The organism is Rhizobacter sp. P2_H3 (genome assembly GCF_056403355.1).
The window spans coordinates 1-15,042 of sequence record NZ_JBFUFQ010000144.1 but is presented as its reverse complement, the minus strand read 5'-3'; the positions used below and the strand labels follow the sequence as shown (position 1 = coordinate 15,042).

The following is a 15,042-nucleotide window of genomic DNA, read 5'->3' as shown; positions in this document are numbered from 1 at the left end:
ACGTTGGCGATCGCGCCGTCGAGCACCACCAGCACGATCGCGCCGAGGATCGCGGCGACCGCCGCGTAGCGCCTTGGCAGCGGCAGGCCGTCGAGCTCGTTGTCTGCGCTGGAATCGGCGCGGTGAGGGACCGGGGACGAGTTGGATTCGAGGACGGTGGATGACATGGCTGGTGGACCGGAGGGGGACGCTCGATCGCGCCACGTCAGCATAGGTCGACGACCCCGGCCGCCACAGAGCGTGGCGCGCATCTTGTTCCTGCATGCGGCGCCGGATCGACACCGCCAAACCATGCTAGGTTCAGCGGATGCCCGCTGACATCGACCTCAATCTTCTCATTGCGTTGAATGCCTTGCTCTCGGAGGGCAGCGTCTCCCGGGCGGCCGAGCGGCTGGGGCTGAGCGAATCGGCGATGAGYCGCACGCTGGCACGGCTGCGCGAAGCGACGGGTGACGAGCTGCTGGTGCGTGCGGGCCGGGCGATGGTGCCGACCCCGCGGGCGCTGGCGTTGCGCGAGCAGGTGAAGGCCCTGGTCGACGAAGCGGCTGCCGTGCTGCAGCCGGCCGGGCCCGACCTGGACCTGGGCACGCTCGGGCGCCTGTTCACCATCCGGGCCAATGACGGCTTCACCGAGGCCTTCGCGCACCTGCTGGCGGCACGCACCGCGCGCGACGCGCCCGGCGTGCGGCTGCGTTTCGCGCCCAAGCCCGACAAGGATGTGCGCCCGCTGCGCGAGGGCCTGATCGATCTCGACGTGGGCGTGCTCGGCGAGTCCGGCCCCGAGGTGCGAGTGCAGACGCTCTATCGGGATCGCTTCATCGCCGTCGTGCGACAGGGTCACCCGCTGCTGGCCGACGGCGAGATCACGCCCGAGCGGTATGCGGCCTGCGACCACGTCGTCACGTCGCGCCGCGGGCGAATCACCGGGCCGGTGGACGACGCACTCGCCGCCGCCGGGTTGAAGCGCAATGTCGCCGTGATCGTTCCCAGCTTCGGCACCGCGCTGTCGACGGCGGCCGCGACCGACATGGTGGCGCTGATCCCCGCGTCGTACTTCGAGCACCTGAGGGCGAGCAACGCGCTGCGCTCGTTCGAGCTGCCGGTGCCGACGGAGCACATCACGATCTCGCAGATGTGGCACCCGCGACTCGATCGCGACCCGGCGCATCGGTGGCTGCGGGGCGTGGTGCTGGAGGTGTGCCGGCAGCAGCAGGCGTGACGGCAAGGTCAGGCAGCTCTGCGCGACCAGGCGAGTGCAGTCTCCAGATGGGGATAAACGATCTCTTCGACCTGCTCCGCGTCTTCAAAAAACGCCCCGCGCAGAACGATCGTGTAGACCAACCGTTCCTTCTGGAAGGACAGGACACAGCCGACCACCGTTTCGTTGGGCTCGGCGAGGGTCAGCGCACCGTATGCGTTGTCGCCCCAGCTCTGCAGGTTTCCCTTGAAGACAAAGCGGCCGCCGACGGATGCCGCGCCGGTTTCCCTTGAAGCATTGCCGTCGCGAAACAGCTCTTCTGCTCCCGCAACATCGTTGGCAATMTCCACGCGCGTGATCATCAGGAATCTCGCGAGACTGCTTTCATCCTCGTAGTTGTACGAGTACTTGATCTCGAAGTCTCCGCCAGGAAAGGCGCGCGTGATCCAATGCTCTTGTCGTGCATCGAACTCCATGGAGAAGCCCGCATCGATGAGATCGCGAACACCCATCGCCAGCCGCTTTTCGTCGGCGGTGGGCTTGCGAAACTTGACGCCGGCTTTCGCATACATGTAGTGGATGCGAACGTCCTCGCAGGCCTCCTTGATTCGTCGTCGGATCTTGCGCAGTTGCAGCAGCATGTGAGATGCACATCGTTTGAAGCCAGGCGCAATCGTCTCATGCGATGGGCCAGGGCTGCGCGAGCTGTGCTGGCATCAGCGGGCCAAGCCGAGATGAGGAGCGAGGGCTGCATCAAACCTGCTGTACGCGATCGTTGTCTTCGTCGCTCATCAGTCGTGCACGAACGTGTAGACCTTGCGTCGTTGACGCGTCCACATTTCCTCGGTTGCCTTGCCCCTGCCAGCCATGGAGTCTGGAAGCGGACCCATCGAGCGCTCTTCCATCGAGAGCCAGGCGGGCAGTGGGATGTCCAGAACCCCTTCAGCGGAACTGGTGACGACGAAGTCCTGACCGCGCTGGCAGCCGTCCTGTTGCAGCTCGTCAATGGCCAGAGAAAGATCGGCGCCGTTCATCGCCAAGGACAACCCGATGAGTTGATCGTCTTGGTTGAGCGACGCATCAACATCAGCAATGGAAACGTCTGGCTCCCGTCGTTGCCGAAAAGAGAGAATTCTGGACCGTTCGCGGTCGATGAATGCTCTCGTCCGCTCATTCTTGCGAGCGATGATGCCGAGCATTCCGGGCGTATCGATGGTCACTTGGCTCCTCCACATGCGCACGCACTTTCGTTGGCAGTCATTCTCCCAGACTGCCCTCACACTGCCTTACTGGCTGGCCGCCCGTTCCTGAATGGTGCGCACGAGTGCTGCCGGGAACACCTGTCCGACCTCATCCGGTCTCTCCTTAATGCTTTCAACGGGAAAGAAGTCGGTGACCTCAAAACGAGTGCGCTGTATCGCGGCAACTCTAACGGCACCCGCCTGCTGAACTGACGAACCAGCCATTGCCTTCACCCAAAGATAGAACTTGGGGTATGAGACACCGGACTGCGTCGGGCCAAGGCGAAGAGGCTGAACTTCGATGGTCGTGACGGTCGAGCCGTGAGCCCGCTTGAAGAATGTGAGCAGGTCGCGTTGCAGAAGAGGCTCGAACTCGTCCTGCAGCGGAACATTCGCCTCGATGTGCGTCCGCTGAAGTTCTGATTGGGCAGAAGTGGGCTCCTGCGCAAGCACCGCATGCATCGCAACAACCAGAACCAGCGGTGATAACAAGTGCGGCTTCATGTATTTTTTGGGCCCCGAGCGAGACGCTCATGCAAGAACAACCTCTCCACGAGCTGTCCGACGCTGCACCCATCAAACCGGGTTCGGAGTGTCGCGACCAACGGGCAGACTGGGTTGAAGCAGGTCCCACAGGTTGCCGTAGAGATCCTCGAACACCGCAACTTTGCCGTAGGGTTCGACCTTTGGAGGGCGTACGAACGACACACCTTTGGCCCTGTAACGCGCGTAGTCGCGTTCGAAGTCGTCCGTGTAGAGAAACAGGAAAACCCGCCCGCCAGTCTGACGTCCTATCCGCTCAACCTGCTGCGGATCTGATGCGCGAGCGAGCAGAAGCCGCGACTCTGTGGCGCCAGGCGGGGAAACGACCACCCACCGCTTGTTCTGTTCAGGGACAAAAGAGTCCTCGACCAGCAAGAACCCAAGTGTGTCCACGTAGAACGACAGGGCCTCGTCGTAATCTCGAACAACGACAGAAACCAGGCCAAGTGATTGCTTCATCTTCGAATCGCCAGCTGCTGGCCGAGGCTGTGTGAGAACGCAGAACTTGAAGCGTTTTCCAGGTCTTCTAACCCAGCCCCGAAGGTCTGTCCTTCGAAACGTGCATGCAGTGGAGCGCGAGCAGACCGCCGACGGCATGTCGGCCCCAATGGATCCGGTGAAGAAACGACCAATGCCAGACCGCGTCGTTCACATCGCCGCTGTCGAACAAGACGAGGCCCGCTCTGACGTCTCGGTAGATGTCCATCAAGTCATCACCGACATCGCCCATGCCGGATTCGTCGGCAAGCGTCGGATCGGGATCAAAAAACTCGCGGTAGTACCAGCCAAGAAACGGCGCAAGGTTCGACTTTGCACAGTCCGCCCCGGGCTGGGGCAGATCCGGCAGTTCCCTGTCGTTCTCGGCATCCCGGTCTGGGAGCACAAGCGCAGCCGCGTAGAGGCGCGCCAGCCAGCCGGCGGCCTGAGACGCCGGGTCCGGACCCAACGACTCGCCCTCGCACCAAGAGCAGTAGCCGCGAGCCACCTCGGCGAAATTGGCAATCGAAGCGTTGGAGGGATGTTGCATGACTGCTCATTTTCCGCGCAATGAGTCACCCCGAACCTCGCGCACCAGCACCTGCATGTCGAGCCCCCCTTCCGGGACATCATTTGCGGCTCTGGAGCTTTCGCTTCAGCCCTTCCGACGCTCCGTGCTCGATCAGCTCCCGCAACTCCGTGGCATCGAGCTGATTCCAGACGTGCCCGCAGTCCGTGCAAGCTCTGAAAGCCTCCCTGCCTGTCAACCGCACGGATCGCCTCAGCAACAGGAAGCGCAGCCCGCTCGGGAAGAATTTCTCGGCGGCACCGCTTTCTGAGCCATCAGCAAGGATTCGCCCTTCGACGAGTTCGCGCGACTGACACACCGGGCAGATTGAAGGGTTCCTCATGGCAGCATTGATGCGGAGAACTCCGGCTTCAGGTCGGTCACGGAGAAGTCACCACTGCATGCGCAACCGAGGCGGCGATCGTCACCTAGATCGCCCATCGAAGTGCGTGACCGGAACAGATGCGAGATCGATGCCTTCCAAGCATCGGATATTGATCGCAGCCATGTCATTGCCCTTTGGATCCTTGCCTTCCGCGTAAGGGTGGATACCGCAGGCCGGGCAGAAGCGGTGCTTCAGCAGATGCTTGTTGAACAAGTAGACGCGAGATGCGTCCTCCGGGGTGGAGACCTTCAGCGAGTCTCTGGGCACGAACCAAAGAAGCGAGCCCTTTCGTTGGCACATRGAGCAGTTGCAAGACATCGCGCCCTTGATCTCGCCTTCGACTTCAAAGGCGACGTTGCCGCAGTGGCAGCTTCCCTGGTGTTTCATGGCAGTTCTCCCGTTGAGCAAACTTGCGAACGCAATGATGCACGCTCCGGTCAAACGCTATCACGCCGCGATCGCCACAGCCTCCTCTTCCACCCTCCCCGCCCCCATCCGCACCACCCGATCCGCCACATGGAAATACCGGTCGTCGTGCGAGATCACGACCACCAGGTGCCCCTTCGCGCGCAGCTCGGGCAGCAGCTCGGTGTAGAACAGGTGGCGGAAAGCCGGGTCCTGGTCGGCCGCCCATTCGTCGAACACCAGCACCGGCCGGCCTTCGAGCCACGCATGCACCAGCGCCAGCCGCTTGCGCTGGCCGGTCGACAGGTCGGTGGTGCTGAACGCGCCGTCGCGCACCGACACCTTGTGCGCGATCTCCAGCCGCTCCAGGTAGGGCTGCGCCGCTTGCGGCAGCGGCTGCGGCGCCCCGCCCTCGCCGGCCAGGTCCTGGAACAGGTAGAAATCGGAGAACACCGTCGTGAACAGCTGCCGGTAGTCGTCGCGCGTCGCATCGGTCACCGGCCGGCCGTCCAGCCGCAGCTCGCCCTGCTGCGGCGCATACAGCCCGAGCAGCAGCTTGATCAGCGTCGTCTTGCCCGAGCCGTTGTCGCCGACGATGAAGACCAGCTCGCCGCGGCGCAGCACCAGGTCGATCGGGCCGAGCACGAAGGCCTCGCCGCCGCCCTCCGGCGCATCGAACGCATAGCGCACGCCGCGCAGCTCGATCGAATCGGCGAACGTCACCTCACCGGCCGGCCGGTCCAGGTGCAGATGCGGCTCGGGCGTCGCGAAGCGCAGCGACAGGTCGCCGATGCGCTGGAACGCCACCTTCGCGCGCCCGATGTTCGGCAGCACGCCCACCAGCTGGTCGATCGGCCCCTTCAGGAACAGCAGCACCAGCACGAAGCCGCTCAGCACCGCCGGCGCCACCGTGCTCGCCGCGGCCCAGCCGAGGATCACCGCGATCAGCAGGAAGAACAGCGCCGAGCCGAACGCGCTGCCGACCACGTAGGTGTTGATCGCGCGCTGGTTGACCGTGCGGATGCCGTCCACCGTCTGCTCGATCTGCCCGCGCAGCATGCGCGCCCGGCGCCCGCGGTGCATCCGCAGCTCCTTCGCGCCCTCGCTGATGCCGCGGTAGGCCTTGTGCAATTGCTCCTCGCCGTCGCGCGCGCGCCAGAAACCGGCCTCGGCACGCGTCAGCACCACCGCCTGCACCGCGGCACCGAGCACCAGCGCGACGACGAGCAGCCCGAACATCGGCAGCGAGAGCCACGCGAGGTAGCCCAGGCAGCCGAGCGCGATCGACAGCGCGATCACGGTGGACGCCAGCACGAAGCCGGCGTCGCTGATCATGTCGACGTCCTGCGTCAGCACCGGCATCAGGCGGTGCGTTCGGTAGCGCTCCAGCGCATCGATCGGCGCCGACAAAATCTTCTGCGCGAGCGACTTGCGCACCTGCGCCACCAGCCGCTGGCCGACGCGGTTGGTCGACATGTCGGAGGTCACGCGGCCGACCAGCGCCACCACGCACAGCGACACGAAGGTCAGCAGCAGCCCGCCGGCCATGCCGCCGCTGCGGTTCAGCACCTGGTTGATCGTGCCCAGCAACGCAACGGTGGCCGCACCCGCTGCGATGCCGGTGACCACCGACAGGGCCAGCCAGGGCAGGAAGGGCCGCAACAGGCGTGCGACTTCCGCGAACGGGCGGTCGACGGAGGGCGGGATGGGGGGTGTGGACACCGGGGTCGGGACAGAATCGCTCATGCCTTGCATGACGAACCACGCCCCCCCGCGTTCAGCTGAACATCGCCAGCCTTCGTTCGTCTGCTGACACGTGATCCCGCTGCTCGAACCTCTTTTCCAGGGCGCCTGGGCGCCGCTCGGCGAGGCGCTGGTGTGCGCCGCACAGCCGCCCGCCGATGCCGTGCCGGTGCATCGGCTGATCGACGAACCGGCGGTGCTGGATGCGCTGCTGCGCCGCCACGCGCTGCATCGCGGCGTGACGGGCAGCGATCTGCGCGCGGCCGCATCGAGCTGGTGCTTCGCCTACCTCGATGCGCTGCTGCCACCGGTGGTCGCGGCGGCGAGCGTGCTGCAGCATGTGTTCCCGACCGCCCCGCATCAGATGCAGGTCGTGGTGGGTGATGACGATGCGGCGCCGCGCAGCTTCCACATCGAGCACGGCGGTACGGCACGCCGCGGCGGCAGCTGCAGCGAACGCCTGGCGCCGCTGATCGACCTGCACCTGGCACCCCTCTTCGCGCAGCTCGCACGCAGCGCACGGGTCGCGCCGAAGATCCTGTGGGGCAATCTCGCGCGCCGGCTCGACGGGCTGTTCGAGCAAGGTCTCGCGCTGACCGGCCATGCGCCGCACATCGCGCAGGATCGCGACGCCTTGCTGAGCCAGCCGCTGTGGCACGACGGCCGCCCCAACCCGCTGCTGCCGCGGCAGCGCCCGCATCCGCAGGCGTCGCGGACGATCCCGCTGCACCGGCAGTGCTGCCTGTTCTACTGCCTGCCGGGCGAGGACTACTGCAGCGCCTGCCCGCTACAACCCAGTCCGTAGCCTTGTCGTTCGAAGCTTAGGATCCCGCGCAATCTCATCCTCGCGGAACGGGAAGCGCAGCCAGTCGTGCCGCGCATAGCGCGCGACCGCCGCATCGGCCGGCCCCTCGCCCGCGACGATGGCCGACTCCCCCTCGCCATGCGCCAGCAGCGTGTGCGCCACCACGCCCTGTGGGCCGAAGTGCACCACCTGCAGGTAGGTGTCGGCCACCGCATCGGCGCCGATCGGGTGCGTGTCGTCGCCGTCGCAGGCCACGTTGAAGTAGCCGACGACGTGGCAGCCGCCCGTCAACGCGAAGCGCTCCCCGCCGCTGCGCACAAAGCGCCGGCTGCCGAGCGGCGCGTCGAACGCCCAACCGCGCTCGCCGAAGGCCACGACGGTCGCAGCCAGCGCCTGCGCCACACGCGGGTCCCCTGCCTTCGGCGCGCGCGGCGTCGCGAGCGGCGCCTCGGCCGCGAACGGCACGCCGAAGAACTCACCGGGTGGCAGCTCGTCCAGCCGGGTCCAGAACGCATCCCACAGCAGCGCGCCGCGCGCATCGGCATCGGCACGGTCCGGCCAGCGCGCCAGCACCTCGCAGGCCGGGCCGACATCGACCTCGCGCCCTGCCAGCACCACCCGCGGCTGCGCGCACGCCCCCGCCAGCAGCTCGCCCTTGAACAGCTCGGCCGACAGCGCACGCGGCAGCAGCACCGCCTGCCGCACGCGCCGGCTCAGCGCCTCGGCGGAATCGGGCCGGCCCGACAACTCCTGCGCGATGCGGTGCCCCAGCCGCCCGCGCAGCGACAAGGCCTGCCGCTCGCCACCCAGCACTTTCGCGAACCCCTCCAGCGGCTGCTTCGGGTTCGACAGCCAGTAGCTGTCGTTCATGTTGGCCACGTAGTCCTTGCGCAACAGCCCCGGCATCTGCGACACCGGCATCGTGCCCGGCTGCACCGCGGCCGCATCGCTGCGCCAGTCGCAGGCGGCGCGGCTGCCGTCGAGGAACGGCGTCACCGGGTCGACACCGGCGAAGCCCTGCGCCAGCGGCGTGCTGCACGCGGCGCGCAGCTCGTCGGGCACGTTCGGCACGGCACCCACGTCACCCAGCCAGGCCCGGCCGTCGCCGCGCCCGATCGCCGCGGTGTTGACCCAGGGCATGCCGTCCTCGCGCTTCTGGATCGCGATGAAGTCGTCCAGCGAGCGCGCCTGGTTCCAGGCCAGGAAGGTGCGGAACACGCGGAAGTTCTCGCCGTTCACATCGCGCATCGCGATCGCATGGGCCGTGCCCCAGCCGAACGGCGCGGCGCGCTTTCCGAGGTCGACGATCGGGCCGAAGCGGCTGCCGTACAGCGTGCGCGTCACGCGTTGCACGCTGCCATCGGCGGCCCGGGTGTCCACCGTCACCTCGCGCCGTTGCATCGGCTCGCTGCGGCCATCGACGAGGTAGCGCGTCGGGTCGGCCGGGTCGAGCGTCAGGTCGAACAATCCGAAGCGCCGTGCCGCCGACACCGTGTGGCTCCAGGCGATGCGGTCGTTGAAGCCGACCATCACCAGCGGCACGCCGAGGAAGGCGACGCCAGCCACGTCGACGCGGCCGGGGATCGTCAGGTGCATCTGGTAGAAGCGGTCGGGCCCGCCCCAGTACCAGTGCGGGTTGCCGAACAGCACGCCGCCCGCCTCGCCAGTCGCCGCGCGGCCGAAGGCCAGCATGTTGCTGCCGAGCGCCGGATGATCGCCGACCTGCTGGCGCGGCCAGCGCGTCGCATCGCCGACGGCGGCGGACGGTGCCGCGGGCCGCGCGTTGACGATCTCCGGGATGAAGCGCGACCAGCCGGCAGCAACCTGCGCCGCGTAGAAGCGCCGCAGGATGTCGTCGGCGTTGATCTCGCGCACCCAGGATTCGTTGATGCAGGCCTGGCGCGCCGCTGCCGTGCCGCCGCGGCGCGCTTCGGCCAGGTAGCGGTTGTAGCCGCGTGCGAAGCCCTCGGCGGCATCCAGCAGGTCGCGCGGCTGCGCAGCCCGGGCGCGCGCGATCGTCGCGTCGTCGGCGAAGCCGCGGAAGAAGAAGTCCAGTTCCAGGTTCAACGGCTTGCCGAAGGTGGAATGGTGCGCCGGCCGCGCCTCGGCCCCGAAGAACAGCGACCGCTCGCCGCGCCAGGTGACGAAGCCTTCGGCCAGCGTGCACAGCGCGTCCTGCGCCTGCACGTAGCCGATGCCGGTGCCGAGATCGCGCCAGTTCGCGGCGCGCAGGTGCGGGATGTCGTCACTGGTGCGGCGGATCTCGACAGCGGCCAGCGCCGGGCCGCGCGCCTGCGCGCTCGTGATCAGCAAGGCCAGCGCGCCGATCAGCGCGCCACGTATCGATGCAAGCATGGGAGCGGTCTCTTTCATTGCGCCGCGAGCGCCGCCAGCCCGAGCTGCAGCGCCGGGAACAGGCTGTGGTTGAAGTTGTTCCAGCGCAGCTCGAGGATGGTGTCGGCCGGGTCGATCCCGGTGGCCAGCACGTCGACGATCACCTCGCCGGAATCGATGCCGTTGTCGACGTAGTGGAACGACGCGCCGGTCTGCCGCACCGGCTCGACCGGCGTGCGCGCGAGCGTGCGCCAGTCGATGCGCTCGCCCCGTGCGCCGTGCAGCGCATCGAGCGTGGCCCAGGCGCCGCGCCGCTGGTGCGGCGATCCTTCGCGCGTGATGCCGGGGTGGATGTTGACGATGCGCCGGTGGAACGGCGCGCCCGGGCGCACCAGTTCGTCGAGGATCACCAGCAGGCCGTCGAGCACGACCACGTCGGCCTGCAGCGCCTGCAGCCGCGCCAGCAGCCGGGCCTCGAAGTCGCGCTTGCCGGCCGGCCGCTCGGCCGCATCGAGCGGCAGCCGGCGGTAGGTGGACGGCACCGCTTCCATCAGCTCGACCACCGGCCGGCCCTGCACCTGCAGCGCCGGCGGATGCGGCCAGCAGCGACTCGGGTGCGGCGAGAAGCCGTAGTCCTTCAGCTGCTCGCGGTCGCGCGGGTTGCCCTCGTCGTCGTCGAAGATCACCGCCTGCAGCGAATACGCCTCGCCGAGCGCGCTGCCGTTCAGCGTCTCGACGAGGAACTCGAGCGGCGACTTCATGTAGCGCGTCTCTCCCTTGAACGGGATGAGCTGCCCGGCCCGGTCGGCCGCCGCGTTGCGCAGCGACGCGATGTAGACGAGTTTTGCCTGTCCCTTTGCCTGTCTGTTTGACGGTTCCATGAGCCACATGACGAAGCACCGCGCGTGGTGTTCAGCGATGAAGCGGCTGAACAAAGCCGCCGACCGCTCGTCATGGAGGCATGAACAGCGGCACACCCAGCACACGACCCTCTCCCGACCCTGCGGCCCCGCGCTGCGTGAGCCACCCGTCCGGCCAGGCCCTGCAGGTGCAGCGCGATGGCGACCGGCTGGTGGTGAGCGATCTGCATCCCACATCCGCGCCGCGCGACCGCATCGGCCGCTGGCAGTGGAAGCATGATCGCGACGAGTCCACGCTGCAGTGGCTCGGCCCCTGCTCCGGCGAGCCGTCGCCCGCGCACCTGCTGGCGATCATCGAGGCGGCCTTCACCTTCGAGCCCGGCACGCCGATGCTGACGCTCGTGCCGCCGTTCGCATCGGCGCTGAACCTCGTCGAGCACGGCCTCGCGCTGCCGGCGCCCGACGGACGGCGGCTGGTGCACCGCGAGATGTTCTTCCAGCACGCGCCGATGTGGCTGCCGCAGGTGGCGCCACCGATCCCGCTGCGCTACACGCTGACCGGCCCGCGCCGCCACCCGCTGCGCGCCGCCAAGCGAACGGGCACGCTGTACCAGCGCCACATCCCGTGGCTCGACCAGACCTTCTCGTTCCGCAGCCTCGACATCGAGACCGACCTGCCGCGCTTCCACCGCTGGATGAACGACCCCGACGTGGCCCAGGTCTGGCAGGAGGACGGCGACCTCGCGAAGCACCGCAGCTACCTCGACGCGATCGCCGCCGACCCGCACATGCAATCGATGATCGCCTGCCTGGACGGCGAGCCGTTCGGCTACTTCGAGGCCTACTGGGCGAAGGAGAACCGCATCGCGCCGTTCTGCGAGGCCGACGACCACGACCGCGGCTGGCACGTGCTGATCGGCGAGCCGAGCTTCCGCGGCAAGGCCTTCGCGACCGCCTGGCTCACGTCGATCTCGCACTACCTGTTCCTCGCCGACCCGCGCACGCGGCGCATCGTTGGCGAGCCGCGCGCCGACCACCGGCAGCAGCTGCGCAACCTCGACCGCTCCGGCTACGCCAAGGTGAAGGAGTTCGATTTCCCGCACAAGCGCGCGATGCTGGTCTCGCTGCTGCGCGAGCGCTTCTTCGCCGACACGCTGTGGTGGCCGCGCGAGGACGACGCCCCTTCCACTCTGCAGTCAAGGACATGACCATGCGCGTGCACGACCTCATCGGCATCGGCTTCGGGCCGTCGAACCTGGCGCTGGCGATCGCGCTCGACGAGCAGCGCCGCGCCGGCCGCCCGCTGGTGGATGCGCTGTTCATCGAGCGCCAGCCCGGCTTCGCGTGGCATCCGGACATGCTGCTGTCGCAGGCCCACATGCAGATCTCGTTCCTGAAGGACCTGGCGACGCTGCGCAACCCGACCAGCCGCTTCACCTTCGTGAACTACCTGCACCAGCGCGGCCGGCTGCAGGATTTCATCAACCTGAAGACCTTCTACCCGAGCCGCCGCGAGTTCAACGACTACCTCGGCTGGGCCGCGGCGCAGTTCGACGACAGCTGCGTCTACGGCGAGGAGGTGCTCGAGGTGCTGCCGCACACGCAGGGCCGCGAGGTCACGCTGTTGCGCGTGCGCTCGCGCGACGCCGCCGGCCAGTGGCACGAGCGGCTGGCGCGCCACCTGGTGGTGAGCATCGGCGGCACCGCCAACATCCCCGAAGCCTTCCGTGCGTTGAAGGGCGACCCGCGCGTGATGCACTCCAGCGGCTACCTGGCCGGCCTGGCAGGCCATGCCGATGCGCAGCGCATCGCGATCGTCGGCGCGGGCCAGAGCGCGGCCGAACTGTTCATCGACCTGCACAGCCGGCCGAGCGCGCCGCGCGTCGACCTGGTGATGCGGGCGCGCGCGATCCGCCCGGCCGACGACAGCCCGTTCGTCAACGAGATCTTCAACGCCGGCTTCGTCGACCACGTGTATGCGCAACCCGACGCGCAGCGCGCCGAGATGCTGCAGGAGTTCCGCCACACCAACTACGCTTGCGCCGACCAGGACCTGATCCGCCAGATGTTCGCGGTGTTCTACGAGCAGCGCGTGAGCGGCGACGAGCGCCACCGCTTCCTGCGCCGCCACGAGATCCAGAGCGTGCGCGCCGCGGCCGACGGCATCCACCTGAACCTGCTCGACGTGAACGCCTCGCGCGAGAGCAGCCAGCGCTACGACGCGGTGGTGCTGGCCACCGGCTATGCGCGCGAGCAGCACCACGCGCTGCTCGGCGAGCTGGCCCCATGGCTCGGGCGCCTGCAGGTCGACCGCGACTACCGCGTGATCGCGCCGCGCGAGTTCCGCCCCGCGGTGTTCCTGCAGGGCGCCTGCGAGACCACGCACGGGCTCAGCGACACGCTGCTGTCGATCACCGCAGTGCGCTCGAACGAGATCGCGACGAACCTTGCTACACTCAATGCGAACAATTCTCATTGAGCGGAGCGCTCTTCCAACGCATGCGCGAGCTGATCGAGGACCTGGTGGCCCACTGTGCAGACCTGCGGCGGCAGCTGACGCGCGAGCTTCGGGATCCGCAGCACGCGGCCGACATCGCGCAGTCGAGCTTCGAGCGGGTGTATGCGCAGGCACTGGGCGATGCAGCCATCGCGTCGCCGCGCGCGCTGCTGTTCCGCGTCGCGCGCAACCTGTGCATCGATGAGGCACGGCACCGCCAGGTGGTGCAGAGCTGGGCGGCGCAGCAATCCGAAGTCAGCCGGCAGGCGGCAGCACCGTCGTGCGAGTACGTGACGGCACAGCGGCAGGTGCTGCGGCGCGTGATCGGCGTGCTCGAATCGCTGCCGCCGCTGCGGCGCGAGGTGTTCCTGCTGTTCCGGGCCTATGGGTTCACGCGCACCGAGATCTCGCAGCGGCTCACGCTCAGCGAGGCGGCGGTGGCCAAGCACCTGGTGCGGGCGGCGCTGGATTGCTCGCGGGTGTTCGCCGAGATGCAGGCCGAGCTGATCGAGACGCCGGCGGTGTCACCGCGCAGCAGCTTCCGTGCGACGCTGGCCGAGGAGTGGGCATGAGCCCGATGGCTCCCGCCGAGAAACTGATCGAGCACGCGCTCGACCTGGTCGTGAAGAGCGAGGTCGAGCCGGAGCCGGCGGCCGGCCGGGCGCTCGCGCGGCTGCGGCAGTGGATCGCATCGTCGCCCGAGCATGCGGCGGCAGCCGACGAGGCGCGCCGGCGCTGGCAGATGCTGGGCGGGATGTCGGAGGGGCTGAGGGAGCATTTCGATGAACCGGTCGCCGCCCCACACGCCGCGGGGCGCCGAAACCTGCTGCTGACCGCGGCCGCGTTGCTCGGCGGCGCGTTGCTCGCCGGCCGGCTGGGCTGGCAGTACTGGCAGGCGCCGGTGTTCAGCGCGGCGTACCGCACGCAGCCGCTGCAGCTGCTCAACGTCAGCTTGCCCGATGCCCAGCCCGGCACGCAGCTGGCGCTCGGCGCCGACAGCGCGATCGATGTGCGGCTGCACCGGCAGCGCCGCATCGTGCGGCTCGACGGCGGCGAACTGCGCTGCGACGTGGCGCACGACGCCGCGCGGCCGTTCGAGGTGCTGACGCGCCAGGCGCGCATCGAGGTGCTGGGCACGGTGTTCAGCCTGCGCGAGCGCGGCGGCGCGCTGACGGTGGGCGTCGAACGCGGGCGGGTGCAGGTGGCGCTGCGCGAAGCCGTCGAGGCCGGCAGCCCGGACCGCTTCGGCTCGCCGATCGTGCTGGCCGCCGGCGAGCTGCTCGACATCCGCAACGGCATCGCACAGCCACCGCACCTGGGCGACGCGGCGGCCCTCGCCGGCTGGCGTGACGGCTGGCTCAGCTTCCAGGACACCCCGCTGCGCGAGGCGCTGGCCAGCGTCAACGCCTACCGCACGGCACCGATCGTCAGCACCGACCCGCGGGTCGACGCGATGCGGCTGACCGGCCGCTTCCCGGTGCGGGATGCGGCCGGGTTGCTGGCGGCGCTGCCGCAGGTGTTGCCGGTGGTGGTGCGGATGAGGGCGGATGGGGGCGCCGAACTCACGGTTCGGCAATGAAGGCACTGTCCAAACCACGCCGCACCGGCTGACTCATTCGGATTGAATCAACCTGTCGTGCACCATCACTGGTTCGAAGCATCATTGAGAATTCGGTCGTACAGATATAAATCCGTATTCGGTGCATTGTCACTGCCGCCGAACTGCGGGTACTGCATGCCCTGCTGATATTGCTGGTACTGGTGTGGCTGAAGCGGTTGCGAAATCGGATTTAGACCAATTGCCTGCGGATATGGATAGGGATTCAGACCGGGGCTCGACAGCGGCGAGATCGACACCTGTGGATGCTGGCCCCTAGGAGACAAGTTCAAGTCAAAGTTTTCGCTAACCTTATTCAAATTCAGCGGCCCAATATTTATAATATTTTTCGAATTCCACTCCCCCTTCTGGCTTACATTGGGTTCCCC

17 protein-coding genes are annotated in these 15,042 nt (G+C 67.9%); 6 read left to right on the top strand and 11 right to left on the bottom strand.

The window, feature by feature from the left end; genetic code table 11:
• Positions 1 to 307 precede the first annotated feature (307 nt).
• Positions 308 to 1,219 (top strand): LysR family transcriptional regulator, encoded by a 912-nt coding sequence (locus tag AC1D1T_RS22070; protein ID WP_477828669.1) that lies wholly within the window; start codon positions 308 to 310, stop codon positions 1,217 to 1,219.
• Between the two features lie 8 nt (positions 1,220 to 1,227).
• Here the strand turns inward: AC1D1T_RS22070 and AC1D1T_RS22065 are convergent, their stop codons facing one another.
• The 8 genes from AC1D1T_RS22065 to AC1D1T_RS22030 form a co-directional block, all read right to left on the bottom strand.
• Complete coding sequence (locus AC1D1T_RS22065; protein ID WP_477992491.1) at positions 1,228 to 1,839, bottom strand: hypothetical protein; 612 nt, start codon at positions 1,837 to 1,839, stop codon at positions 1,228 to 1,230.
• Positions 1,840 to 1,989: 150 nt separating this feature from the next.
• Positions 1,990 to 2,418 (bottom strand): hypothetical protein, encoded by a 429-nt coding sequence (locus tag AC1D1T_RS22060; protein ID WP_477844284.1) that lies wholly within the window; start codon positions 2,416 to 2,418, stop codon positions 1,990 to 1,992.
• Positions 2,419 to 2,484: 66 nt separating this feature from the next.
• On the bottom strand, positions 2,485 to 2,943 hold the full coding sequence (locus tag AC1D1T_RS22055) for a hypothetical protein (RefSeq protein ID WP_477844282.1): 459 nt from the start codon (positions 2,941 to 2,943) through the stop codon (positions 2,485 to 2,487).
• Between the two features lie 72 nt (positions 2,944 to 3,015).
• Positions 3,016 to 3,441, bottom strand: coding sequence for a VOC family protein (locus AC1D1T_RS22050; RefSeq protein ID WP_477829037.1), 426 nt, complete (start codon positions 3,439 to 3,441; stop codon positions 3,016 to 3,018).
• A 67-nt stretch (positions 3,442 to 3,508) separates the two neighbouring features.
• Positions 3,509 to 4,009, bottom strand: a complete 501-nt coding sequence (locus AC1D1T_RS22045; protein ID WP_477844280.1) for a DUF5063 domain-containing protein — start codon at positions 4,007 to 4,009, stop codon at positions 3,509 to 3,511.
• A 79-nt stretch (positions 4,010 to 4,088) separates the two neighbouring features.
• Positions 4,089 to 4,370, bottom strand: a complete 282-nt coding sequence (locus AC1D1T_RS22040) for a hypothetical protein (RefSeq protein WP_477992490.1) — start codon at positions 4,368 to 4,370, stop codon at positions 4,089 to 4,091.
• A gap of 81 nt (positions 4,371 to 4,451) precedes the next feature.
• Positions 4,452 to 4,799 (bottom strand): GFA family protein, encoded by a 348-nt coding sequence (locus AC1D1T_RS22035; protein ID WP_082004494.1) that lies wholly within the window; start codon positions 4,797 to 4,799, stop codon positions 4,452 to 4,454.
• 60 nt (positions 4,800 to 4,859) lie between these two features.
• Positions 4,860 to 6,539, bottom strand: coding sequence for a cyclic peptide export ABC transporter (locus tag AC1D1T_RS22030; protein WP_477992489.1), 1,680 nt, complete (start codon positions 6,537 to 6,539; stop codon positions 4,860 to 4,862).
• A 94-nt stretch (positions 6,540 to 6,633) separates the two neighbouring features.
• On the opposite strand from AC1D1T_RS22030, the gene fhuF reads away from it, so the two are divergent.
• The gene (gene fhuF / locus AC1D1T_RS22025) at positions 6,634 to 7,365 is read left to right on the top strand and encodes a siderophore-iron reductase FhuF (RefSeq protein ID WP_477842496.1); all 732 of its coding nucleotides are present in this window, start codon (positions 6,634 to 6,636) and stop codon (positions 7,363 to 7,365) included.
• Here the strand turns inward: fhuF and AC1D1T_RS22020 are convergent.
• Both AC1D1T_RS22020 and AC1D1T_RS22015 read right to left on the bottom strand, forming a co-directional pair.
• Positions 7,348 to 9,720, bottom strand: coding sequence for a penicillin acylase family protein (locus AC1D1T_RS22020; RefSeq protein ID WP_477992488.1), 2,373 nt, complete (start codon positions 9,718 to 9,720; stop codon positions 7,348 to 7,350). The genes fhuF and AC1D1T_RS22020 overlap by 18 nt on opposite strands.
• Before the next feature lie 14 nt (positions 9,721 to 9,734).
• Positions 9,735 to 10,580, bottom strand: coding sequence for a formyltransferase family protein (locus tag AC1D1T_RS22015; RefSeq protein ID WP_477826791.1), 846 nt, complete (start codon positions 10,578 to 10,580; stop codon positions 9,735 to 9,737).
• Positions 10,581 to 10,717: 137 nt separating this feature from the next.
• Between AC1D1T_RS22015 and AC1D1T_RS22010 the strand changes: the two genes are divergently transcribed.
• Genes AC1D1T_RS22010 through AC1D1T_RS21995 form a run of 4 tightly spaced genes read left to right on the top strand, consistent with a single transcriptional unit; the run spans position 10,718 to position 14,635 of the window.
• Positions 10,718 to 11,767, top strand: a complete 1,050-nt coding sequence (locus AC1D1T_RS22010; RefSeq protein ID WP_477826790.1) for a GNAT family N-acetyltransferase — start codon at positions 10,718 to 10,720, stop codon at positions 11,765 to 11,767.
• A gap of 2 nt (positions 11,768 to 11,769) precedes the next feature.
• Positions 11,770 to 13,038, top strand: a complete 1,269-nt coding sequence (locus AC1D1T_RS22005) for a lysine N(6)-hydroxylase/L-ornithine N(5)-oxygenase family protein (protein ID WP_477826789.1) — start codon at positions 11,770 to 11,772, stop codon at positions 13,036 to 13,038.
• A 20-nt stretch (positions 13,039 to 13,058) separates the two neighbouring features.
• On the top strand, positions 13,059 to 13,628 hold the full coding sequence (locus tag AC1D1T_RS22000) for an RNA polymerase sigma factor (protein ID WP_477992487.1): 570 nt from the start codon (positions 13,059 to 13,061) through the stop codon (positions 13,626 to 13,628).
• Positions 13,625 to 14,635 carry a FecR family protein gene (locus tag AC1D1T_RS21995; RefSeq protein WP_477992486.1) on the top strand — a complete coding sequence of 337 codons (1,011 nt, stop codon included), beginning with the start codon at positions 13,625 to 13,627 and terminating at the stop codon, positions 14,633 to 14,635. The genes AC1D1T_RS22000 and AC1D1T_RS21995 overlap by 4 nt, the downstream gene beginning before the upstream one ends.
• Before the next feature lie 65 nt (positions 14,636 to 14,700).
• On the opposite strand, the gene AC1D1T_RS21990 is transcribed toward AC1D1T_RS21995, so the two are convergent.
• Positions 14,701 to 15,042 (bottom strand): hypothetical protein (locus AC1D1T_RS21990; protein ID WP_477992485.1); only part of this gene is annotated, 342 nt, incomplete at its 5' end.